Here is a 23,192-nt window from a genome sequence, read left to right as displayed (position 1 = left end):
CACTTAAAATAAGGCTGCCCCATCGGTGCAGCCCTGTTATACTACCTTAGGGGTTTATTCCGCTTCCAGAATAAACAGTCTGGACACACAGGGGGACATATCGCGGAAGCCCAGTTCCAGCAGATGTGAAAAGTCCTCGCGGTCGCGGATTTTTTTGCCGTAATACAAATGTCCCGGCTGATGATTGGGCATGATGCCAAAAATATAACTGATTTCACCATTATATAAATGAAATTGCCGGGACTTTTCATGATAGACGATGGGCATTAGACCATATCCTTCTCGATATTTTTGGAGAACACAAAGATGAACAAAGCCGTCACCACTAGCAGCGCGGTCATGATCGGGAACAAATTCACTTGCTGATCCGCCGTCTGATAAAAGTTGAACAAAACTAAGGCGATGCCGTTCCCAATCGTACCCGCTTGTCCCCAAGCGGTCTGCATCTGGGTATGATAGGCGTCCGGCGACAATTTAACCACAAAAGATAAACCGATCGGCCCGACCAAATTGTCCGAAAAGGTCAGGAACAGGTAGTAAAACACCATCCACAGCAAGCTGTACGGCGCCTGGTCCTTAAACAGAACAATCGGGATGGTTAATAAGCCGTAGCCAAGCGCCGTAAAAAGGATGCCCAAGCCGTATTTATACGTCGTCCGAATATGGGTTGCGCGCGTCTTGGTCCAAAGCCATACAAAAACCGGGGCCAGCACCAACCCTAACACGGTGTAAATGGTCCCTACCGATCCGGGAGCGACCTCAATGCCGAAAATGTGGCGGTCGATTTTCTGGTCGATGAAAATAGCCACCATCGAGGTCAACATAACTCCGCAGAGCGCCATCACGATTTGCGCCGCAAACAATTTGAGGAAAGGTTTCATTCTTCTTCGATCTACAGCTGTTAAGTCTTTTTTACTCAGCAAATTGGCCAGGAAGACGATCGGTATAATAAAGGTCGCTGAAGTAATAATATTCAACACGCCCTGGAAGGAAATAACTTTGGTCAGCACCAAAGCGACAATAATGCCGATAACCGCAATCAGAACCAGCATAAACCGGACAAACATTTTTCCGAACTTCCCTGGCTCCAGCGGTTTGATCGGCTTTTCACCCAGGGGGCCAAAAAACTTGTGTTGGGTGAAAAAGATCACGGCGCCATAGAGAAACGCGGCCACGGCAGCGATCAGAAAGCCAACGTGGTAGTTTTTCATGCCGATTTGAGCGACCAATACCGGAGCGATCAGGCCGGCGATATTGTTGCCTATGGTATGAATCGTAAAGGCGGCGTCGCGTCTGCCATTATCGTTTTTACGGTACAATTGACCGGTCAGCGAGGCATTGCTCGCCCCCATAATGGGAAGGGACATCAAAAACAAGCCGATGATGGCAAAAATCCTGCCTTGGGTAAGGGTGAAGGCCGGAATGGCCAAAAGCCCGAAGGCCGTCCCTTTGACGATGTTCCCGATGATCAAGGCTTTGCGCATGCCCAGCACCCGGTCCGCCAGCCAGCTTCCCAATATAACGAAGATGGAATTACACGCGCCCATCGCCGTAACCATAGACGCGGCCTGACCTTGCGTAAATCCTAGGCCATGCGTATACGGAGAATAGAGATAGTAAATTAAAATCGCATACAGCGCTCCCCAGGCGAATGAATTAAAAAAATTACCCGCCGCCAGAGCTCCCACTCCCTTTGGATGCCCAAAAAACTTTCTGTCGTCAAGCACTTCCTCCAGCCTCGTTTTGTTGGAATCAGGCCCCTGCCGCAACTCGTCGCTCATCGTAGTTCCTTCTTTCGTGAGTAGTATGTTACCGTTTTCACTTAAAAATATAGCAGATTCCCTATTTCAAAACGGTAGCGTAAAGTTGGGATAGGTGGACATTTGTTACCTGGGAGGCGAAAAGTGGGGGATTGGGGGGCGTCGCAATAGAGATGAAAAAGACCCGCCGCTGGCGAGGTCCTTGTCAGAATTTCTACATAGTTTAAAGTACTAAACGGATACAGGTGATGCGAAGTCCTGCGAAACGCCGTGGGGAAAGTGCAGGCGGGTTTCACCAGAATGCCCTTGAAAAGTGGTGGTCAAAGGCAAAAGTGCATGCGAGTTTCGTCGAAATCCCCCGAAAATGGCTCACCGAATGCAAAACTGCAGTTCATTTCCGGCTAAAAGCTACTTTTTTTCCCACAGCCCCAAAACAAATGCACTTTTGCATTTCAATCGCTCAAAAACGGAATTTCAAGAGAAATCAAATGTACTTTTGCAGTTGGCTCGCCCGATATTTAATAATTTCCTGGCCTTCAGCATAAACCGTTTAACTTTTGGGAGTAGGTAGCGGCGGAAAAATCCGTCCGGCTTGTGCATTGGCGTTATTCCCGAATAACAAGAGCGCGGAAGATATGTTCCGCTTCAGATATTCCGCAGCTTTAGGGCCAAAGGCAGCGGCCAGGATATGTTTCTTCTCCGGCGTCCACTCTCCTCTGGCCGCGGTTTCCCGGGCGTACAGCAGATCGTTTAGCGGGCGCGCGTCAAAGGTGATCTGGCCGCAGGGATTTCCGTCTTTTCCTTGGACCAGGGCTTTCATCACACGCAGTTCATCCCCGAGCGAATTTGGCAGCGGCAGCAAGCCGGTAGCCCCGGCGGGCTCGCCCGTGGAACCGTCGACCAGTTGAAATCGGAGGTTCCACGGTGCGTCATCCGCTGGCGGTCTCCACATATCGAAATAGATGGACTGGTCGAACGTATGGCAAAAAACATCGCTGGCCTTAAAACCCGGCAGCGCGTTTTCGAAACTTGCCCCGGACCCGGACCCCGCCCCGCCACTGGATAGCGTACACCGGAGCTCAAGCGGAACACCCTGCGGCAGCCGGAAAGCGCCATCCAGCTCAAGCGCGTACACGGTTACCGCCAGCATCGTGGCCAACGCCTCGTCCAGCTTCGTCATATTCCGCCAGCCCAGATCGATGGCCGCGATAAACGGCATGCCGAACTGCGCCGCCAGCAGATCATACAAGGTCCCCATCCTGCCGTTATATACGGAATCCGGTCCATCTCCCTCCGCAAAATAACCCAGCGCATCCAGGACCTTCGTCTCCAGTGTATCCATGACCCTTGCTTCCAGCGCGTTTAGCACGTTCAGCTCCTCCCGGGCTTCTAGAGCCGTATCCGCGGAGGCTGCTGCCTGAGAATTGCCAGGAACTCCATTACCCGTTTCCCCGCTCGCTTCGCACTGCAATTCATGCAATACTGCGGGCAGCAATCCCTGCGATACCGCCGTTAGCGCCACGTGCAGTACATCGGCGAAATCCTGGTCAGGGACCGGCTCCATCGCTTTCAGCACCGCATCGGCGGAACCTTGCAGCATCGCAAGTATGGCATGCGAACCTTCCGGCGAACTGTTGAACCTGGGAATCTCGGAACTGGCCAAGACCATCAGGTTGACATCACCGGCAAAATATTCCGACCGTCCGGAAGGGCTGAAATCGACAATCAGGTCATATAACACTTCGGATTCATCCTCATCCGTGCTGCCTGTGATCGGCGGAACGGGCAGCCCGGAAATACCGCCACCTTCGGCATACCTGCACAGCTCTCCCTCTGCTTCCCGCAGCGAAGCAACGCCAAATGACGACAACGTGGGCACCGTGTTGATCAAGGCCAGCGGATCGGCGCACAGATATGTTGGCTGGGTGCTGTCCCGAAGGGACCGATAGTTCACGAACGGATGCGTGGCCGCAAACCGGAACCCGCAATTTTCGAATCGATACAACTGCCGGCGGGCTCTAAGCGGTGTTGAAACCAGCAAAACGGGTTTCGGCCCGTCCGGCGTCATCACGGTTTGGCCCAACTTTACCTCCTCAATCGGCCGCCTGGACCCATCGGCCATCAGAACCAGCGTTCCCCGTTCAAAACAGCTGCTGCTGGGCGTCTGTCTATAGGTATTGCCGGGTTGGGAGTTGGCGGTGAATTCGAACGAGTTGCTCTCTTTCATACATGACGGAACTCCGCCATAAACATAACATTCCTCCTGCAGAATGCCCGCTGTCGCCTCTCCGCGGATGTCGCCCCAGCCGATGTCCCCGCTCATCCAGCGACGGTAGGTTCGCCATGCGCCCGAGCGAACTTCATCCGGAACGGGCAGCTGCCGCGACACGAGATATTGTATCGTTTCGTCGATCACCGGATCGAGCGCCCCCAAAGCGGCCAGCTTCACCCAATGATGGTACAGTTCCCAGTCCCGGTTCGCCCAGTTGCCGCTTTCGTACTGCACGATTTTGGCCTGAATCCAAGCCGGATTCCGCAGCGCGTTAACGTATATCGTTACGGCTTCAGGATAACGGCTAACCGGAATCGCCGCCAGCTCGCTCCGCACGCCGATCTGATAGAGCATGTACGTGTACCACGATGTGGCCGATCCATAAATCCGGTTCATGGACGCGGCGATGGTTTGGCGAATCCGCTCAATCCGCAGTTGGGGACGAAGATCCGAAGTGATGTTCCACATCGCATCACAGAGCACCGCCACGCTAAGCCCTGACCAGAAATCGTCCCGCAGCCCGGTCACGTTGGTCACGGAGCCTTGATAATCCATTGGCGAATAATGTGGAAAAAAAATATCGATAAACTTCTTCCCCTGCACCCCGATATACGGCGTCGTTGCCCGCCCCGGCGTCGCCCCTTTCATGCGGTTTACCAAAACGCGCCGGGCCATCGCGCCGGTTTCGTTCGTCCCCAGATTCGGCAGGGCGGCAAATAGCCGCTCTACGGCCCGGTCCAAATCGGTGTCCCCAAATAAACGGGGTTGAGTCGTTGCGGAAGAACTGGACATATTCATCCTCCTTTTTCCGGATAAGCTATAGGGATGGAGCCGGCTGCGGCGGTTTCACCACCGACAGGTTAAACATCGTGCTCGCGCTTCCGACCGCATTGCTGACGCTGAGCGTAAAAGCCGTTCGCTCGTACACGGGCGGCACCACACCCAGTTTCTGGGCAACCGTACCGGTCGACGCATCAAATGTCATAAAGTCCGGCAAGCTTGGCGTTACGCTCCAGCTTCGCGGCGAGCTCCCCGGCATGATCAAGGCCGGGTTTTTGGCCACATCCTTGTTGTACGTTTTTAACTCGATATCCGACATGTGCAGTCCTTGCGGCCCTGTAGAAACCATTTGCAGCGTCCAAGCGTACGGTTCCGGACTCGTTACGACGTCCACCCCACCCGTCACGGCAAGGTAACGCTTCTCCACGGAACCATTGCTATCCGCTGCCTTCGCATAAAGCGCAAACTTCGCCGATACGAGCCGCCCTTTGGCATCCAGCGCCGGAGCGGATTGCACCTCGGCATACCACTGCTGCTGACCGATTTTCTGCGGATCGCTGATGGACGCGGCCGCGACCACCAGCCCTTGCTCGTTCAAGGTCAGCACCCGGGAAGCGGCTTGCCCGTTCTCGTCGGTCAGCGGAGCGACGAACGACGCCCGCCCGAACTCATCGACTTCGAGATAAAAAGCGGTGGCGGCGGTATGATCCATCACCCCGATGCTTACGCTGCCGTCCGTTTTCATCTGCAGACTGGCGGGACCGCCGCCGACAAGGAGCGAGAGGCCCGCCAACTGCGGACCGGTGTCCGGCTGGAAAATCGCAAAATAGTCGATCTCAGTGCCGTATGGCATGTAGTATCCGGCGGCTTTGGCCTGCTTTTTGGCGAATTCTTCGATCGGCGAAGGCTGCGGCTGGGACAGGAACACGAGCAGCAGGATCGCCCCCGCGATCATCGCCAGGATGGCGATGCCGCTTAAAATCGAGAAAAACGCGCCGACCGTAAGCCCCCCGACGATTGCGGACGAGGCCACGCCCAGGCCCCCGGCGATCCAGGCCCCGCCGACCGCGATGACCTCCAGCGCGGCGGCCGCGACGAACAGCGCGTTTGCGGCAACCTCCAGGTCGTTCGGATGTGCGGAGCTCAGCGCGTCATGCAGCGAGATGGCGCTGTACACCAGGCCCGCCACCGCCATGATCGCCCCGATCCGCGTGGCGATAAACTCGTTCATATTGCGCCCGAATAACCATCGCACCGCCCCGGAGCTCGCGGCGATATCCGCTTCGGTCTCCACGCGCGCCACCATCGCGGCGATGCCGAACTCATCGAAGCCCTGGCTCACCTGCGGGACGCCTCCATCGCTAAGCAGCCAGCGGCGGAAGCCGGAGGTCGCCTGCATCTGTGCCTCGCCGAGCAGCTTCGGCGAGAAAAACAGCCGCAGCGCCTGGGTGAAGCCGCTGTTGGCGCTGAACAGGACGCTGACCGCCACGGCCCGACGCACCACCAGCACGATCATCTGCGCAAGCACGCCGACGCCGATCATCACGATACTGGCCTGCTGCTGCCAAGGAAGATCGTTCCATTTGATCTGGCCGGTCGCAAATCCGACGATCCCGTACGCCACCGCGGCCATACCAACCCCCAGCACCGCCATCCTCGGGATGTTGTTGCCGAAGAACTGGGCCACTTTGCTCTCGAAATTGGACATGAGTTGTCCCCAATTGTACAATCCCCCCGAATGGACGGAGGTCTGTTGGAACAGCAAGAGCAGATCGCTGACCAATTTCTGTTCCTGCAGCTTGGAGAACGCCTCCGCCGCTTTTTGCATATCCGGGTCCGTGCCGTTCAGATACGTCTCGATAAACTTGGTGATGATGGCGTTGACGGCGTAGCTGTAATCCTCCAGATTGCCGGAATAATCGATCAGTTGGGGAAGGATGTTTGCGGTCTGGAACATTTGAATGATATAGACGAATTGTTTGGTAAAAAAAGAACTCTCATCCAGTACATTCAGCACCGCCGACGTACGCTGCACCCGGCGCATAAACTCTGAGCCGTCCACGCCGTCCGGGTTGAACGAGATCGTTTGCAGCATGTTCAGAAACGCGGGATTGGTCGCATATTTGAACACCACATAAGTCCAGTAGTTCCCTTCTTTCGCTTTGGTCCCAATCTCGTCTAGCGTCTTCATCAGGTCGGCCATCTGGCTATCCGTCGCTTCCACGGAATCCTTCATTTGCTGCTTCCACGCGGCCAGATCCTGATCGATCAGCGGCGCGTATTTCGCTTTGTTCGCCAATTGATCCTTTTTAAACGCTGTGGTTTGGGGGAACTTCTGAAGCCAACGGTTATTGTACAGCGCCGGCCCTTGCACGGAGAACACATCGCTAAGGCCCGTCTGCTTCCGCAGCCATTTGTCCGCCCTTCTGGCGTTGAGATATTTTGCGGCCGGATCGTTTTGCGTTTTGGACAGCAAGCTCGTCAGATATGCGGTGCTAAGCGTGTTGTACCAATCGGCCGGATTCGTACCTTTGCTGCCCTTCAATCCCGCGATCCCCTTGACGGTCGGATCAAGGTCCGGCGGATTCGGCGTCACAAATTGCTTGCGCATGGCATCATCCATGTTGTACAGCACCACGGAATAGAAGTCTTCCATCGAATCCTGCTGCACGGCATCATACCACCCGCCTTTCTCGTCGCGCGCGAACTGGTCCATATTGACGAGATCCATAAAATTCAGGCTGGTGTCCGCGGCCGCCACAGCGGGAGAAGCCGCACGCTGAAGCACGGCCTGCAATGCCGGAAGATGACCGATATTCTGCGCCATCTCCACGGCTTCATCGGGAGATACGCGCTGCCCCTGCGCGCCGTTCACCCCGTCCTCAATCGCGCTGCCATCCGCGCTAAGCTTGAAGTAGCCGGATTCCGGCAGCCCGGTTTTGGCCATCAAATCGGCCGGCAATCCGCTCCATTCGATGCGATTGCCTGTCTGGACGGTATTCTCCACCGGCTCTTGATCGATGACCAGGCTTCCGCCATGAAGCCCGATGAGATGGCTCCCAGTCCCTTCCGGCATGCCGTCATGACGAAGCTCGTACATCCCGTTCTGCGCGGAATGATCGTAAACGCCCTGTACGCCGTAGACGCTGCCTTCCAAATTGCGTTGTCCGCACAGCATGGAACCGGCAAAATGCTGCGCAAAAGCATCCAGCTTGGCGGTAAAAATATACGGAAACCGCGTGCTTTTGAACTTGGCGAATGGGTTGGAGGGGTCAGGTTGAGGGGTGACGCCGTTGTTCAAGGCGAAGTTCAGAACAAAATCAGAGGTCATGTAGGCGGAATAATTGCCGTAGCCCGGATCCCAGGTTTCATTGGTGTCGGTATCCGTGAACACGCAGGAAACATAGTAGACATCTTGTCCGGCAATACTGCCCTCTTTGATGATTCCATAGGTTAATGTCATGGTCGATCCAGTCCACGCGGCCTCGGTCCAACGCGTTGAATTTTTATCCCATTTCAATTGCGGAGCCAGATTGTCCCCAGCCGCATAAGCCGCATCCAGCCCTGTTTTCATCGTGTACGTCACGGGCTTGGCATGAAACTCGGCGGCAAACGCCGCCGCGCCGACCTGCAGTGCGCCGTAACCGGAAGTGCGGTCCCGGACAAGCCGGAATTCTCCGCTCAGATGATCGGTGCCGCTGCCTTGACGGAACGTAAGCACACACATGACCGGATCGTAATTCCAATTGCTCCGCGCAATCGGCACATGGCCGACGTACAGTTGATCCTTTGCGTAGTCATCATGATCGGGAGTCACTAACGTAATCGTTTTGGGGGCGGCTGCAAGCAGCGCGGTATGCGTTTCGGCCTGCAGCACCGGCTCCAGATGATCCAGCGTAAAGACGCGGGCATGAGGATACATCTGCTTGACTTGGGCCCGGCGCGAGGCCAGCATTTCGGGGGTAGGCTTAATCAGTGCGGAAATCTCGGGAGCAGACTTCGTATCAACGGACATCCATATTCCTCCTTGGATTAAAAGCGATCTGAGCCTCCTATTAAATAGCTCAATTGTTTATTTCTGCAATTTAATTAAAATTCCTTCATTTGAAATTTTAATTATTTGCCGAGTGCCGAGTTTCTGTGCCGAGTTCCTATGCCAAGCCTCTAACGGACACCAGCGACCCTATCCGCCCATTTCCCGGGTATTTCCCAGCCTAACGGACCCAGTTGACCTTATTTCGCTCTAAACGAGCTCACTCAGGCCAATTTGTGGTAAATAACGGCATCTCAGTCCGTTAAAATTTTGGCAGCTTCGTTTTGCCGCAAATAGCGCTTCTGGAGTCCTTTAGCCGCCAAGCTCGGTGAAAAAAAGACGCTAGTCTCGCGGAAAGTCCATTACTTCCGCGAAACTAGCGCCTTTTTATTTCCGTTATTCCATCCGCCCCTAGGCTCCTGCGCCTCCGTTCAGCCGTTCCAGCAGTTCGGACAACATCGCGTCCGTAAACTTGCCCTGGCTGAACGCGACGGCGCCGCGCAGCGGCATGTATTTCATCAGCGCCAGCATCATATCATCCGGCTCGTCTTCGCTCGCACCAAGCAGTCCGGTGGCCGCCATCAATTCCTTGCCGATCTCCCGGGTGGAGGCCTGTTCCATCAGGTCGCCGATCAGCGAATTGGCCGTATAGACGACGGGCAGCGTTGTCGTGGAAACGACTTCAACCGCCGCTTCAAGCACGATGTCCCGGGACGACTTGCCGATGAGAATCCGGTATTCCCCGGACTCGGCATGCCAATCCTTCAGCGTGGCATTGTAGTAGGCAAACGCGTTTTTATCCAGCTCGAAAGTGATCGTCTTCGTTTCTCCCGGCTGCAGCTCCACCTTGCAGAAGCCCTTCAACTCTTTGTCCGGCCGGATGACACTGCTTCGGGCGTCCCGGACGTAGAGCTGAACGATTTCCTTGCCCGCCCGATCCCCGGTATTGGTGACTTTCAGACTGACCGCGACTTTTTCATCGTCCCGTATCCGGTTTTTATCCAGCTTCAGATCGCCGTATTCGAACGCGGTATAGCTCAGGCCGTGACCGAACGGAAACAGCGGCTCCACGCGTTTGGTGTCATAATACCGGTAGCCGACGAAAATGCCCTCCCGGTATTCCACGCGGTCGCCCTCGCCGGGGAAAAACAGGTAGGAAGGATTGTCCTCCAGCCGCACGGGGAACGTTTCCGCCAGCTTGCCGCTCGGGTTCGCATCGCCGAACAGGACATCGGCCACGGCGCCGCCCGCCGCTTGGCCGCCCAAATACCCTTCCAGAACGGCCTTGGCCTTGCCGATCCACGGCATTTCCACCGGCGAGCCGTTGCTCAGCACCACGACCAGATTAGGCTGCGCTGCGGCTACCGCCTCCAGCACCGCGACCTGGTTGGCCGGCAGCCGCAAATGCGTGCGGTCGTAGCCTTCCGATTCGTAGCGGTCCGGCAGGCCGATAAACAGCACCGCCGCGTCCGCATTCGCCGCCTTATCGGCCGCATCGCGCAGCAGTTCAGCGTTGACGTCGTCCCGCTCCAGCTCGAAGCCTTGGGCATACACAATTTTCGCGCTGCCGCCCGCCGCTTTGGTCAACTCGTCCAAGGCCAGATCCAGGCGTGTCGGGTTGACGTGCGAGCTTCCGCCCCCCTGATAGCGGGGCTTTTCGGCGAATTCGCCGATCACGGCGATCGTTCCCGCCTTGCGCAGCGGTAGAATGCCACCCTCATTTTTCAGCAGCACCATGCTCTCCTGGGCCGCGATCCGAGCCAGCCGGTGATGCTCCTCCGCATCGAAAGCCGCCTGCTCTTTGCGGTTTTCGGCCGCCTTGAATATAAAGGAAAGAATCCGTTCCACCGCCTGGTCCAACACCGCTTCGGACAAGCTGCCGTTTTGGACGGCCTGGACGATTTTGGCGTCTCCCGCGCCGCCGCTGGACGGCATCTCCAACTCAAGTCCGGCGGCCAGCCCGCGGGCCCGTTCGTTGACCGCTCCCCAATCGGACACGACGAAGCCTTCAAAGCCCCATTTTTCACGTAAAATTTTCGTTAACAAATCATGATTTTCCGAAGCGTATTCCCCGTTCACCCGGTTGTAGGAACACATGACGCTCCACGGCTGGGACTGCACAACCGCCCCTTCGAAGCTCCGCAAATAAATTTCATGCAAAGTCCGCTCGTCCACTACCGCATCCGTAGACATTCGGCGATGCTCCTGGTTGTTGACGGCAAAATGCTTCAGCGAGGTGCCCACGCCCTGGCTTTGCACCCCCTGTATATGGTGGGCGGCCATTTCGGAAGACAGATAAGGGTCCTCGGAAAAATACTCGAAGTTCCGCCCGCACAGCGGCGAGCGCTTAATATTCGCCCCCGGTCCCAGCAGCATGGCCACCCCTTCCGCCTGGCATTCCTTGCCCAGCGCTTCGCCGACGCTGCGGATCAAGTCGCGGTTCCATGACGCAGCCAGTCCGGCGGCCGACGGGAAGCAAGTGGCCGGTACGCTGTCATTGAGGCCAAGGTGATCGGCGGAGGCGCTTTGTTTACGCAAGCCGTGCGGGCCGTCCGTCATCATGACGGATGGAATCCCCAAACGCTCCACGCCTTTCGTATGCCAAAAATCCAGGCCGGAGCACAGGCCCGCTTTTTCTTCCAAAGTCAGCTTGGCGATGATGTCCTTGATATTCGGTTTCATAGGTTGCACGCACTCTCCCTCATGGATTGGTATCGCTTTCAATACGCGTTGCCTTTATTCTAAAGGACATTCTTTCGTCCATTATGGTATAATTTTTGCAATTATAGTATTTATTTAACCTGTCAGGAGGATGATTATGACTGGACGGCCGGAGCACGAAGATCGCTTGGACCACTTCTGCCGCTTGCTTTATGAAGCAACCTTGCTGCCCCTTATCCGCACGGATCAAGCGGGCCTGATCCAAAGCTGCCGCCCGGACACGTTCCCGGTAAATCCAAGATACGGCAGCCTGCAGGAGCAGGTCGAAGGCTGGATCGGCGAACTCTCCCCCACCGCCGTTCCGATGCTGCATTCTACCCCTTTCCTGGAAAACTTCCTCCTCGTCTCCACTGGAGCAGAAGAGGAGTTGGCCAGCGGGTGGATCATGATCGGTCCGGTGGTTTCGGCGGCTTGGCCGGAGGAGTTGCTGGCCGGACTGCTGCAGGATCTCAAGATCCCGCAGCGGCAGCGCCCCGCCTGGATCGCTTATTACCGAAATCTGCCCGTGATCGACAAGAGCCGGCTGCTGTACGCTGGGCTGCTCGTCCATGAATGGCTTACCGGGCAATCCCTGGATCCGGACGATTTGATCGATGCGTCCGAACCTGTGGATGAGCGGTCCGCCATGAAACCGGCCGCCCTAGCTTCTCTCCGTCTTTCCGGCACCCGGGAAGCGGGTGTCTACCACCATTCGCCGGACACCGAAAAGCTGTTTCTGAAGCACATCCAACACGGGAACAAAAAAGAGCTGTTTCGGGCCTTCGCCGCCCTCGCGGACCAGGGGGTGGGCATTTTGTCCCGGCGCAGCCCGCTGCGGCACCAAAAAAACATCGCCATCACCGTCATCACGCTGGCGACGCGGGCGGCTATGGAAGGCGGCATGTTTCCTGAGGAAGCTTACACTTTGAGCGATATGCATATTCAGCATATCGAGGAGCTTGGGGAGGTCAGCAAAGTGGAAAGCGCACTGCAAGCCGCCTTGGGCGACTTCGCCGACGGGGTAAAGCGCGGCCTGGATCAGCGCGTATCCCGGCCGATTGCGGTTTGCCAGCGCTACATTTTCGACCATTTGTACGAGGAGCTTTCCCTGCCGGTTTTGGCGAAGGTTTCCGGTGTCAGCGCCGTCCACCTCTCCCGGCTGTTCCGGCGGGAAACGGGCATCAGCATGACCAAATATATTCAACGGCAGCGGGTGGAGGAAGCGAAACAACTGTTGTCCTTGTCCGCCAACTCCCTCTCCGACATCTCTGCCCGGCTGCTGTTTCACGACCAGAGCTATTTTACCAAAGTGTTCAAAAAATACGCCGGCGTAACGCCAAAACAATACCGGCACCGCCGGCTCGGAACCGCCGCCCCGGGCAAGTGACCCTACAAAAGCAAAGCGTTGACGCCCTGCCAACTGCCACGTCTTCAAAATGCTTCCGTCCTCGCAAATAGCGGAACTTTATGGACTTATGATCCGAAGCCAGGCATGTTCATCCCCATTAGCGGCATTTTATGTACTTATTTTCTTATGAATGGTCCAGAACATGGACATTTCCTTGCGGCGCGGGAAAATAGCGGCATAAATTTCCTCTATTTCTCTCAAATGGATGGATACCGCCGGGATAACGCCATTTTTTGTACTTATTTTTGCTGGAGGTTCTTAGGTAGCTTGGTTTTAACAAGTTCTCTCTGCGCAACACAAAAAAGCACCGCCGACTGATCGGCGGGCTCCTATTTTGATGTTGCGTATTTATTCTAACGGTTGCCACAACGGCTATTTGCTCCAATAACATCGATTTCAAATTGTAACGGTTGCCATGGCGCTTATTTCGTTAAAACTCGGCTATTTGGGCTAGGATTAGGGCAAATAACAACGTTCACAACCGTTAGAATTTACAAAGAGCCTTTTTTGGCAAAATAGCGACTGGTACAACCGTTAGATTTCCATATGTCCTACCCTTACCGCCCCGCGTCCTTAAGCAAAATCCGCTTGAACTCCCCAAACATTTCGGCCTCGCAAAGCCGGATCATCAGGGACGAATCATGGACGATTTCCTGGATCAGCAGCAGCAAATCCCGCGCCTCGCTGCTTTTGGCCTGGGCGATCATGAAGACGACCTTCACCGGGACGCCCTCCCAGTCGATCTGCTTCTTCAGGATGCCCACGCCGACTTTGGTGACCGCCGAGCACAGCTCGATCGGATGCACGAGCGCGATCAAATTACCGAAAGCGGTGCTGCCCAAATTTTCGCGGATCAGGCACAGTTCCTCGAAATCGGGCGGGGTAATACCGGTTTCGGCGATGCGGGCGCACATTTTATGGATCGCCTCCTGCTTCGTCCCGGCGGATAACGCCCCATAAAACAAGTCCTCGGAAAAATACCGCCCGATCAGCCGCTCTTTTTCCTTCCGCTTCTGGTAAACCGTAAGCTTCGCTTTATCTTCATCGGTAAAAAAGGGGCTGATAATCTCCACCGGAATGCCGCCGATCTCCACCGGCACGGTGGAAAAGACGATATCGGGGGCAAATTTCACCACCTCCTCTTTGTTGAACAGCGAAAACGTTTTGACGTAATGGGCGTTAGGAAACGTATGCTCGATTTTAAACTTAAGCAGTTCCGCCGTTCCCTGGCCCGTCGTGCAGACGATGGCGATCCGGTCAAACTGGATTTTTCCCCTCTGGACGTCGCGCTCGAGCGCCAGACCGATATGCATTGTCAGGTAGGCAATATCGTCGTCGATCAGCTTCTTCTGGTAAATCCGCTGAATTTCTTCGGCCAGCAGCACGGCCAGGTTAAAAGCAAACGGAAACTGCTGCTTGATCTCCCGCAGAATCGGATTTTTCAAATGCACGTCGTTGTGCAGGCGGCCGATCAAAGGCTCCAAATGGAACACCAGCCCGCTGCGCAGCCGGCTGTCATCCCATAGCGACACATCGTAAACCTGCTCGATCTTTTGCAGAAACGCGTCGATGATCATCTCGATCTTCACCCGGGTGTCCTTTAACGCATCCTGTTTGATCGAACTGATCTGGCCGATTAGATACGAGTACAAGTACGTCTTCTCGGAGACCGGAAGCGTTAGCTTGAGTTCCCGCTCCAAACCGCCGAGAATGGCGTCCGTCAGTTGAAAATCGGGGCTGTCCTCATACCCGCCGCTCCTCTCCAGCAGGATGACATGGCCGATGGCGCAGCGTCTTAGCATGATTTTGATATGATAGATCAAATTCTCCAGCATGATGTCCGAGCACCGGATGCTGCGGGCTTGAAATTCACCCACTACGATGCGTTCGACGGCTTGAAATTCACCCGGCCGCAGATACTGTTCCTCATGCAGCAGCGAAGCGATCGCCAGCCTTTTGCCCAACTCCTCGCCGGCGATTTTCATACCGTGGTGCGGCTTGGCCTTGAGGCTAAGACCAAACGGCTTCATCTGCTCCTTCATTTTGCCGAGCACGCCGTTCAGCTTGCTTTTGCTGATATAGAAACGCTCGCTGATGTTCTCCATCGTCACATAACCCGGCAGATCGATCATCAGACGGAACACCTGCACCGCCAGCGCCTGCTCTGAAGCCCCTGCCTCCTCGGCGGCCCGCTTGATCGCCGGTTTGTCCCCGCCTTCGAGCACGTATCCTCTGCCGCGTATTAATGCGATTTCCGCTGCATACTGCCGCAGGGATACGTTGATTTTCCGGACCATGCTGCGCAGCGTTTTGTCGCTGACGTCTAAGCTGAGCATCAGTTGTTTGAGTGCCAGCGGCTGCTCGTTACCCAGAAACAGCTTTAAGAGGTTCATTTCTTTTTCGGTTAAGTTCACCTGGATCATCCTTACGTGTCGATCATTTATGTCCTCTGGTCATACCGGTGCGGAACGACATCCCCCGTTTCGAAAAAAAACTTAAGCATCCGTTCTTTAAACTTGGCGACCAGCGGTGCGTATGCCGGGTCATCGATCAAGTTGTTCCGTTCATAAGGGTCCTGCTCCATATCGTAAAACTCGTCTTGCTCGTAATGCCGGTAAACGTATTTATATTTCTGATCGCGAATCATCATCGCTTTGGTATGCTGAGGCAACTGCTCCTGCTCTACCGTTCTGGCCCAATATTCATTGCCCGGCGCGTGCCCGGCGTCCATGCAATGGTTTTCTCCCTCAAGGCGCCCGCCTTCGGCAAACACGACGTCCCGCAGCTCATCCTCCCCTTCCAGCACCCGGCGCAGCGATTTGCCGAAATGGGTATAGTCCGGCGTAATTTCCAGCAAATCCAGCAATGTAGCCTGGATGTCGATCAGTTCGGTCAGCGCGGAGGTATTGCGCGGCTTAACTTCGATGCTTGCCGGCGGCTTGATGATGAGTGGGACCCGGGTCAGCATATCTTCAAACGTATTTTGGTTTTTCTCGGCAATTTCGTAATCGCCCGTATAATCGCCGTGATCGCTGAAAAAAACAACGAGCGTGTCGTCATAAATACCTTTCGCCTTAAGCGCCTCCAGCAGCCGTCCGATATAGGCGTCCAGTTCCGTACCCATCGCATAGTATACCCGCTTCATTTCCTGCAAACGCTCGTCAGACCATTCGTACAGCTTCTGATTGCGGCGGATGCCCCGCAAAATCGCCGGTTTCTTGGCCCACTCGTCTTCGGTGAGGCGAACGGGGGCCGGTACCTTCTCCCCATCGATCCGGTCGTACCACTCCCGGGTTACGGCGTACGGGGGATGCGGCAACGCCAGCGCCAAATAAAGGCAAAACGGATCCTCCTGTTCATAACCTTCCACAAATTCAATCGCATGTTCCATTTGCTCCCGGTCGATCCGCTTGTCGTCCTCAATCACCCCGCGGAAGTGGGAATAATCGTATTCCTTGGAGCTGATCCCCGGCTCAGCTGCCGCTGCTTGCTGCTGCGCTTTTCGTTCCCTCATTTGCTGAAAAAATGCTCTGTACCGGTCGTCCCTGGTCGAACAGTAGTCGAAGGCGTCCGCGTCAGCACGCAGGAAATCGTTCCTTCCGCCCCAGTATACATGATAACCGCCTTGTTTCAGCGTCCGCAAAATATTGGCCTCTTCCGGCCCCATTAAGTGATGCATCGTGCGGAATCCCCGCGTATGCGGATACCATCCGGACAGAAACGAGCAACGGCTCGGCACGCAGACCGGAAGCTGGCAATACACGTTGGAGAAGCTGACCCCTTCCTTGGCCAGCTCGTCCAGGTTAGGCGTGACGGCCGCTGCGCAGCCGGTGTAGCCGATGGAATCGGCTCTCCATTGGTCGGCGACGACCATGACAATATTTGGTTTCTTCGGCATAGGTAGCCCAAGTGGTGAAGCTGCACCTCCGGCTTGCTTCACACTTGGACTTTTCCCCTCCTTTGTTCTATAAAATTGCGTGTTCAAAACCTCCAAAAAGTGCGCGTTCAAAAAGCCGGGTTTCTCGAACTACTTCGTCATAGGAGGACGACTTTTTGAACAACCTCTAAAAGTTAAGCTTGCACCAGTTCCAGCGCCCGCTTAAGCACCTTATCCCCTTTGGACAGGGCGTAGTCGCGGCTGTCGATCACCTCGCACGGCTTGCCTTTGGCCGCGCATGTTTTGTCCACCGAGCGCAGTTTATGGCGAATCTGCGGGCCAAGCAGCACTACGTCGAAATCGTCGATTAAAGCTTCCAACTGATCCACCGGATGCGCTTCTACCTTCCAGTCCGCCCGCTCCGGACCGAATGCGTCGCGAATGCTTTTCTCCAGAATACTGGTGGAAATTCCGCCTGCGCAAACCAACAAAATATTCATTTAAAGCACCTCCGTTAATTTTTCAACCAAATCGCGAATCGTCAGGGTTGTCATCAAATGGTCTTGGGCATGAACCACCAATACGGACAGCTCGACCTTTTGGCCGTTGGACTCGCCGGTCATCAGCGAGGTTTGACTGCGATGTGCCTGGCGCAGCAAGGAGTTTGCCTCCTCGAACAGTTCCCGTATTTTCTCTTCATTTTTCGGTTTGACATAGTCCATCGCTTCCAGGAGAAGTCCCCGGGCCATCCCGCTTGACGAGATCATTTCCATGCAAATTTGTTCCAGATTGATTTCATGATTAGTCTCCATTCCCATTCATCCTTTATTCAAATTTAAGATGTAGCTTGGCGTTCATTCCCCTGTCGCGGCTAGACGTTCCTCTTCCTGTTCCTCGGCCACCATTTTGCTCTCAAGGCGTTTGTAAAACGGATAATAGATGACCATATCCACCACAATGATGAAGAGCGCCACCAGACCGGCCTTCACCGAAGCCGACGCGGCCATGGCGATCAGGATCACCGGCGTTTGCGCCGGCACGTTCAGGATTGGTGCGTTAAGCATATCGAACCAGTGAAAAGCCGCATAGGTAATCACCGTATTGACCGCAGGCACCAGCAGAAACGGAATCAACAGTCTGGTATTTAGCGGGATCGGCGTACCGAACATCGTCGGTTCACTGATATTGAATATGGCCGGCAAAATGCCAATCTTCCCGACTTGGCGAAGCCCTTTGGACTTACTGCGGGTGTTCAGCAGGGCCAAAGCAAACACCCCGGCGCCGCCGATGGCGATAAAGCCGAAATGAACAGGCGTCGTAAACACCTTGTCATATGGCAGGCCCGCCGAATAATTGTTCAGGTTGGAAACGATATTTTGGATTTCGATCGGCAGTATGATCGGCATAACAATGCTTCCGCCGTGAATGCCCAGAAACCAGAACAAATTGATCAGCACCATGAAAAACCCGACCATATAGACGTTGTCAAAGTTATGCACGAGCGGTCCGAACAAATTGGTGATCAACTGCGATAAATGAGCGCCCGTCAAAGCGAGCAAAAGCTTGTCCAGACCTACGAACGTGGCGACCGCCGCAATGCCGGGAAGAATGGCGTTGAATGACGTCTGCACATAATTTGGGACGGAATCGGGAAAGCGGAACCCGATCTTTTTTGTTTGAAAGAAACGGATCAGCTCGACGGTAATGATCGTGATCACAATTCCCGAAAAGATACCGGATGAGCCAAACGCCGACATCGCCACCTGAAGCGTAGGCGCATCGTTAATCATCACCGTTTGCGGCTGGCCGACGAGCATGAAATATATCATCGCGCTGTTGATGACGGCTCCGGTTTCATTTAATTTGTAGTGCCGCGCCAAGTTAAAAGTAAAAGCCAACGTGAAAGCGATGCCAATGATGCCCGTGGAAATATCGTTGATGCCGCGAAGCCAGGCATTTTGTTCGCCCCACGCCGCCCAGCCCTGGAGCAGGGACGGAATGAACCCGGATGATTCCAGAATGACTTGCGGGATGGGAGGTTTGCCGATGATCACGGCGATCGCTCCGACGATCGTAAGTGTAAGCGTGGATAAAATGGCCGTCATGATCGAACGCAAATAGCGATTGTTTGACGCCCAGTCCGCAACCGGTGCCATGATTCCCTCAATACGCTCCAACATTCTGTCGAACATTGCAGACCCTCCTTAAAGTTTTGTGAGCGTTTACTTCCTGGATCGACTTCGTACAAAACTCGCTTCGGAAGCATAGGCTTAGTTTTGTGAGCGTTACTTCCTGAATGAGCTTCAAGCAAAACTCACTTCGAAAGCATAAGCTTTTGTTGTTATAGTTCAATTATATTAGCAATGACAGCGCATTCAATTTGCGTTTTTTCCGAATCAAACGGAAAAAACGCGATGAATGCCACATCAGCCGAACGATATTTAAATTAGCAAAATGACATATATATATTGCAAAATGTCCGATATATGTTTTATACTGTGACTAAGCAAATCTGAAAGGAGACATCACGATGAAATGGTTCGACAAAAAAGGAACGGTCCGCGATGAGCGCATTGAGCAGTTAAAAAACCGGATCTATAAGGAAATTTACGTGCTGATCGCGATCATTTGCAGCGTCTCCGTCCTTTGGAAGACCTTTGCCTACCGCGGTGAACAATCCGTGCTTCTCGAAGTCATCATCCTGCTGGCAAGCAGCTTGTATTACGGCGTCCGCAGCATCGCGCTCGGCATTTATTCGGATGAGGTCGAGGTTTATGAACAAAGCGGCAAGCGTTCCTACGGTAAACGCACTTTATTTACGGGGCTCGCCATCGGACTTGTGCTGGCGCTGCTGATTAGCATCCGGAGCGCCGCCCTGTACGGCGATGAGAACACTTACCTAAAGTACTTTGTGTTGGTATTTTTGTTTTCGATCGCGATGTATATTCCGCTTTTTGCCGGAGGCTTGACGCTGATGCATTTTATGGCCAACAAGCTGAGCCGCAGAGCATCGCAAAGTGACCAAGAGTAACCCGGCGGCCAAGGGAAGGGAGACAGGTGATTTTGCATGAAAAATATCCGATTAAAGATGGCCCGGGTCGAAAAAGACCTGTCCCAGGAAGAACTGGCGAAGATCGTAGGCGTGTCGCGGCAAACGATCGGCTTGATCGAACTAGGCAAATACAATCCCACCCTCAGCTTGTGCATCGCCATCTGCAAGGCGTTGTCCCGCACGCTTGACGAGCTGTTTTGGGAAGAGGATTCTTAGGATGGAGGAAATTATGTTTATGAAACAACAGACTTTCAAACGCACGCTTACGCTGAGTTTAATTACGGCGATTTTTCTGGGGTCCGCGCTCATTCCGGAAACGAAGGCCGCATCCGGCGAGAGCAGCCAGGGTATTCAAGGTACAGTCATCGCCTCCGGTCCCGCCCGCACGGCCGAAGACAAAATCAAGGACTGGGAAGCGTGGGCTAACGATCATGCCTACAAGCTGGAGACGATTCAGCCTGTGGACGCAAGCGCCGACCGGAGCAAGGCTTTTCAAGATCTGAGCATGTTAAAGCCGCTGCTGCTGGACAAACGGATCGTTTTTCTCGGGGAAAGCTCCCACGGCGTGGGGGAATTTAATCTGGCCAAAACGAGACTGATTCAATTCCTTCACGAAGAAATGGGATATAATGTCCTCGCTTTTGAAAGCGGACTGGCGGACACCTCGCTGGCCTACGGCAAGTCGGCTGCCCAAAGCGCGGAGCAGACGATGAAGGACGCGATTATTGGCGTCTGGTGGTCCAAGGAGACGCTGCCGTTGTTCGATTACATCAAAGCTACGCAACAAAGCGGCCAGCCTCTCGCCTTAACGGGATTCGACATGCAGATGCAGTATCCCCTGCTGGACGGTGGCTGGCTGCAGGACAAGGCCATGGCAGAGCGCCTGGCGGACACGGAGCAGAAGTTGTCCGATTATTCGAACGGCAGCGATCTGAACGGATATAAGAAGGACAAAAACGGAATTATCCGGGTTTATAGCGATATTTTAAAAGATTTAAAATCCGCGAAAACGCAGGCTGCCTTGAAAGAGCGCTATCCGGACAACGCTAAACTTCCGGTGCTGCTGGAGCGAGGCCTAAACGAACGCATCCGTTTCGCCAAAGAATACGCCGAAATTTCGATTCGCGCCAATCTCGGGATGCAGACAGGAGACTACGCCCCGTTTTTCGAATCGATGGAATGGCGGGACAAGACGATGCTCGACAATCTGCTGTGGCTGGTCACCGAGGTGTATCCAACGGAGAAATTTATCGTCTGGGCGCATAACGACCATATCCGCAAAGCGCACAGCGAAGTCATGGGCACGCCGTACCCGGTGAAACTGATGGGCGAACTGCTCCCGGATGAAATGAAAAAATACAGCTATGTCATCGGTCTGTATCCAGCCAGCGGCAAAACGGCGGACAACAGCAAAACCGTGCACGACGTGCTTCCGCTGAAGCCCGGTTCGGTCGAATCGATCCTGTCCGCGGCCAAGACGCCGTATACGTTCGTCGATTTGCGTTACCAAAGCAGAGAGCGCGGGAACTCCTGGATGTTCGAGCCGCGGTTTGCTTACAGCTGGGGCATCATCCCGGAAGGCCTGGTCCCCCGCGATCAATACGACGGCCTTTTGCTGATCGATGGTGTGAACCCGCCGCAATACTTAACCTCGAAACCGAGCGCAGCCAATTAAGGCTCAACCTAGAAACCGGCGCTTGAGAGCCGGCTACTGGGGCGGACCAAGCGTCAGCCTTCAAAGTAGCGGACATTTATGTGCTTATTATTCAGAGCCTGGCATGTTCATCCCCATTAGCGGCATTTTATGTACTTATATTCCTAAGAATGGTCCAGAACGCTGGAATTTCCTTGCGACGGGGGAAAATAGCGACATAAATTTCCTCTATTCCCCTCCATTTGACGGATATCTCTGAAATAACGACGTTTTTTGCCCCTATGTTTTTTGCAGAAGTCTCTATGATTGTTGGGTCAAGCGCCGCTTTGGGTTTTGAATCTCCAATTAACGCAAAAAATCAACAGGGGCTTCCTAATCAGCGAATTAGGAGGACCCTGTTTTAAAACAGCACGATTCCCGCGACGGCGGACAGCAAAATAACCGCAAAGGGATGAACTTTGTATTTGGTCACCAAGGCAAGACTTCCGGTAATGATCAGCAGCGTTCCGGCCATGGACCAGCTCAGCAAAGGTTCGCTCCGCCCGCTGAGTCCGAAGTGGATGGCGGCGTAAATAATCAGGCCAGTAACGATTGGACGCAAGCCATAAAACGATGATTTGACCCAATCGTTGCTCTGCAGTTTCAGGAAGAAGGCCGTAAGCAGGATGACGATAATAAGCGACGGCAAAATGATGCCAACCGTGGCCACGATCGCTCCCAAAATGCCCGCCTGTGAATACCCGATCAGCGTGGCGGCATTGGTGGCGATAGAACCCGGGGCCATCCCCGCCAAAGCAACGATCTCCTGAAACTCCCCGGCTTCCACCCATCCCATGGCGGCCACCTCCCGCTGGATCAGCGTCATGACGGCGTAACCGCCGCCAAAGGAAATGAGCCCTACCTTGATAAAGACCAAAAACAGCTGCCAAAGCATCGATGATCACCCTTTAGATGTAGTATTCCGGGAAATGAAGCTCCTGTTTTTCCTCGTTCCGCGCCTTTTCCGTCCGCACGGTCATCCCGAATTTTCGCTTAATCAACACGACGATGATCCCGGCGATCGGCCCCCCCAGAATAAGATAAAACGAATGAATGCCGGTAAATAGGAGGAGCACGACCGCGATTCCCGCGATCACCAGCGTGGCCGTATCCAGAACGGAGGATTTCCACATCTTAAAGGCGGCTACGATGATCAGGGAAACGACCGCGGCGTGAATGCCTTTTAATGCGGCTGCCACTTTGGCGTTATCTTTGAAAATGTAATTTAATAGGCTTAGGAGAAAAACGATGATAAACGTAGGCAGCGTAATCGCGGTCACAGCCGTCACGGCGCCGGGGATTCCGCCCAGCCGATAGCCGATGAAAGCCGCGGAATTGACGGCCACGCCGCCGGGGGCGGACCCTGAAATGGACACCATGTCCCCCATTTCTTCTTGGTTCATCCACCCTTTTCTATGAACGATCTCCTCTTCGATCGTCGCGATCATCGCGTAGCCGCCCCCAAACGTGGATGGCCCTATTTTTAAGAATACGCAGAAGATTTGCCATAAAGTGTTCATGCGCTGGGTTAGCGTGTGGTTCATCCGAACTCACCCTTTTCTGTCTCGTCATGTTTTACTAGAAGCTACAAGCATTATAACACATTAATTTCATTTT

At 54.4% G+C, this 23,192-nt stretch carries 16 protein-coding genes; 4 read left to right on the top strand and 12 right to left on the bottom strand.

The features are described from left to right. Nucleotides 1-54 precede the first annotated feature (54 nt). From ACLD72_RS01865 to ACLD72_RS01845, 5 genes are all read right to left on the bottom strand, one after another. Nucleotides 55-267, bottom strand: coding sequence for a hypothetical protein (locus tag ACLD72_RS01865; protein WP_410994862.1), 213 nt, complete (start codon nucleotides 265-267; stop codon nucleotides 55-57). After that, nucleotides 267-1,781 carry a peptide MFS transporter gene (locus ACLD72_RS01860; RefSeq protein WP_410994863.1) on the bottom strand — a complete coding sequence of 505 codons (1,515 nt, stop codon included), beginning with the start codon at nucleotides 1,779-1,781 and terminating at the stop codon, nucleotides 267-269. Before ACLD72_RS01860 ends, ACLD72_RS01865 begins: the two co-directional genes overlap by 1 nt. Nucleotides 1,782-2,310: 529 nt before the next feature. Further along, nucleotides 2,311-4,824 (bottom strand): Hint domain-containing homing endonuclease, encoded by a 2,514-nt coding sequence (locus ACLD72_RS01855; protein ID WP_410994864.1) that lies wholly within the window; start codon nucleotides 4,822-4,824, stop codon nucleotides 2,311-2,313. Between the two features lie 25 nt (nucleotides 4,825-4,849). Next, on the bottom strand, nucleotides 4,850-8,827 hold the full coding sequence (locus ACLD72_RS01850; protein WP_410994866.1) for a hypothetical protein: 3,978 nt from the start codon (nucleotides 8,825-8,827) through the stop codon (nucleotides 4,850-4,852). Nucleotides 8,828-9,256: 429 nt separating this feature from the next. Beyond that, nucleotides 9,257-11,527, bottom strand: coding sequence for a glycoside hydrolase family 3 C-terminal domain-containing protein (locus ACLD72_RS01845; RefSeq protein ID WP_410994867.1), 2,271 nt, complete (start codon nucleotides 11,525-11,527; stop codon nucleotides 9,257-9,259). A 136-nt stretch (nucleotides 11,528-11,663) separates the two neighbouring features. Between ACLD72_RS01845 and ACLD72_RS01840 the strand changes: the two genes are divergently transcribed. Then, the gene (locus ACLD72_RS01840) at nucleotides 11,664-12,932 is read left to right on the top strand and encodes a helix-turn-helix domain-containing protein (protein WP_410994868.1); all 1,269 of its coding nucleotides are present in this window, start codon (nucleotides 11,664-11,666) and stop codon (nucleotides 12,930-12,932) included. A gap of 578 nt (nucleotides 12,933-13,510) precedes the next feature. Here the strand turns inward: ACLD72_RS01840 and ACLD72_RS01835 are convergent. The 5 genes from ACLD72_RS01835 to ACLD72_RS01815 all read right to left on the bottom strand — a co-directional run bounded on the left by ACLD72_RS01835 (nucleotide 13,511) and on the right by ACLD72_RS01815 (nucleotide 19,022). After that, nucleotides 13,511-15,376 (bottom strand): BglG family transcription antiterminator, encoded by a 1,866-nt coding sequence (locus tag ACLD72_RS01835; RefSeq protein WP_410994870.1) that lies wholly within the window; start codon nucleotides 15,374-15,376, stop codon nucleotides 13,511-13,513. 17 nt (nucleotides 15,377-15,393) lie between these two features. Beyond that, the gene (locus ACLD72_RS01830) at nucleotides 15,394-16,851 is read right to left on the bottom strand and encodes a sulfatase-like hydrolase/transferase (protein WP_458475499.1); all 1,458 of its coding nucleotides are present in this window, start codon (nucleotides 16,849-16,851) and stop codon (nucleotides 15,394-15,396) included. A 173-nt stretch (nucleotides 16,852-17,024) separates the two neighbouring features. Next, nucleotides 17,025-17,330, bottom strand: coding sequence for a PTS sugar transporter subunit IIB (locus tag ACLD72_RS01825; protein WP_410994872.1), 306 nt, complete (start codon nucleotides 17,328-17,330; stop codon nucleotides 17,025-17,027). Then, entirely contained in the window at nucleotides 17,331-17,642 is a 312-nt protein-coding gene (locus ACLD72_RS01820; protein ID WP_410994874.1) for a PTS lactose/cellobiose transporter subunit IIA, read from the bottom strand. Nucleotides 17,643-17,684: 42 nt separating this feature from the next. Further along, entirely contained in the window at nucleotides 17,685-19,022 is a 1,338-nt protein-coding gene (locus ACLD72_RS01815) for a PTS sugar transporter subunit IIC (RefSeq protein WP_410994876.1), read from the bottom strand. 338 nt (nucleotides 19,023-19,360) lie between these two features. Here ACLD72_RS01815 and ACLD72_RS01810 point away from each other — a divergent pair, with 338 nt between their 5' ends. From ACLD72_RS01810 to ACLD72_RS01800, 3 genes are read left to right on the top strand one after another with little or no spacing between them, the layout of a single operon-like run. Next, nucleotides 19,361-19,861 (top strand): DUF6773 family protein, encoded by a 501-nt coding sequence (locus ACLD72_RS01810; protein ID WP_328272350.1) that lies wholly within the window; start codon nucleotides 19,361-19,363, stop codon nucleotides 19,859-19,861. 36 nt (nucleotides 19,862-19,897) lie between these two features. Then, nucleotides 19,898-20,098 (top strand): helix-turn-helix transcriptional regulator, encoded by a 201-nt coding sequence (locus ACLD72_RS01805; RefSeq protein ID WP_128632848.1) that lies wholly within the window; start codon nucleotides 19,898-19,900, stop codon nucleotides 20,096-20,098. 19 nt (nucleotides 20,099-20,117) lie between these two features. Then, nucleotides 20,118-21,557 (top strand): erythromycin esterase family protein, encoded by a 1,440-nt coding sequence (locus ACLD72_RS01800; RefSeq protein ID WP_410994877.1) that lies wholly within the window; start codon nucleotides 20,118-20,120, stop codon nucleotides 21,555-21,557. Nucleotides 21,558-21,936: 379 nt separating this feature from the next. On the opposite strand, the gene ACLD72_RS01795 is transcribed toward ACLD72_RS01800, so the two are convergent. Beyond that, a complete protein-coding gene (locus ACLD72_RS01795) occupies nucleotides 21,937-22,470 on the bottom strand; it encodes a chromate transporter (RefSeq protein WP_410994878.1) in 534 nt (177 codons plus the stop codon). Between the two features lie 13 nt (nucleotides 22,471-22,483). Further along, nucleotides 22,484-23,095 (bottom strand): chromate transporter, encoded by a 612-nt coding sequence (locus ACLD72_RS01790; protein ID WP_458475498.1) that lies wholly within the window; start codon nucleotides 23,093-23,095, stop codon nucleotides 22,484-22,486. Nucleotides 23,096-23,192 lie beyond the last annotated feature (97 nt).

It is taken from the genome of Paenibacillus lacisediminis, assembly GCF_046567315.2.
This window is presented reverse-complemented; position numbering and strand designations above follow the sequence as displayed.

Bases quoted from the DNA above. Each gene is read 5' to 3' on its own strand.
- ACLD72_RS01865 (WP_410994862.1), bottom strand. From the start codon at position 267: ATGCCCATCGTCTATCATGAAAAGTCCCGGCAATTTCATTTATATAAT.
- ACLD72_RS01860 (WP_410994863.1), bottom strand. From the start codon at position 1,781: ATGAGCGACGAGTTGCGGCAGGGGCCTGATTCCAACAAAACGAGGCTG.
- ACLD72_RS01855 (WP_410994864.1), bottom strand. From the start codon at position 4,824: ATGTCCAGTTCTTCCGCAACGACTCAACCCCGTTTATTTGGGGACACC.
- ACLD72_RS01850 (WP_410994866.1), bottom strand. From the start codon at position 8,827: ATGTCCGTTGATACGAAGTCTGCTCCCGAGATTTCCGCACTGATTAAG.
- ACLD72_RS01845 (WP_410994867.1), bottom strand. From the start codon at position 11,527: ATGAAACCGAATATCAAGGACATCATCGCCAAGCTGACTTTGGAAGAA.
- ACLD72_RS01840 (WP_410994868.1), top strand. From the start codon at position 11,664: ATGACTGGACGGCCGGAGCACGAAGATCGCTTGGACCACTTCTGCCGC.
- ACLD72_RS01835 (WP_410994870.1), bottom strand. From the start codon at position 15,376: ATGATCCAGGTGAACTTAACCGAAAAAGAAATGAACCTCTTAAAGCTG.
- ACLD72_RS01830 (WP_458475499.1), bottom strand. From the start codon at position 16,851: ATGCCGAAGAAACCAAATATTGTCATGGTCGTCGCCGACCAATGGAGA.
- ACLD72_RS01825 (WP_410994872.1), bottom strand. From the start codon at position 17,330: ATGAATATTTTGTTGGTTTGCGCAGGCGGAATTTCCACCAGTATTCTG.
- ACLD72_RS01820 (WP_410994874.1), bottom strand. From the start codon at position 17,642: ATGGAGACTAATCATGAAATCAATCTGGAACAAATTTGCATGGAAATG.
- ACLD72_RS01815 (WP_410994876.1), bottom strand. From the start codon at position 19,022: ATGTTCGACAGAATGTTGGAGCGTATTGAGGGAATCATGGCACCGGTT.
- ACLD72_RS01810 (WP_328272350.1), top strand. From the start codon at position 19,361: ATGAAATGGTTCGACAAAAAAGGAACGGTCCGCGATGAGCGCATTGAG.
- ACLD72_RS01805 (WP_128632848.1), top strand. From the start codon at position 19,898: ATGAAAAATATCCGATTAAAGATGGCCCGGGTCGAAAAAGACCTGTCC.
- ACLD72_RS01800 (WP_410994877.1), top strand. From the start codon at position 20,118: ATGAAACAACAGACTTTCAAACGCACGCTTACGCTGAGTTTAATTACG.
- ACLD72_RS01795 (WP_410994878.1), bottom strand. From the start codon at position 22,470: ATGCTTTGGCAGCTGTTTTTGGTCTTTATCAAGGTAGGGCTCATTTCC.
- ACLD72_RS01790 (WP_458475498.1), bottom strand. From the start codon at position 23,095: ATGAACACTTTATGGCAAATCTTCTGCGTATTCTTAAAAATAGGGCCA.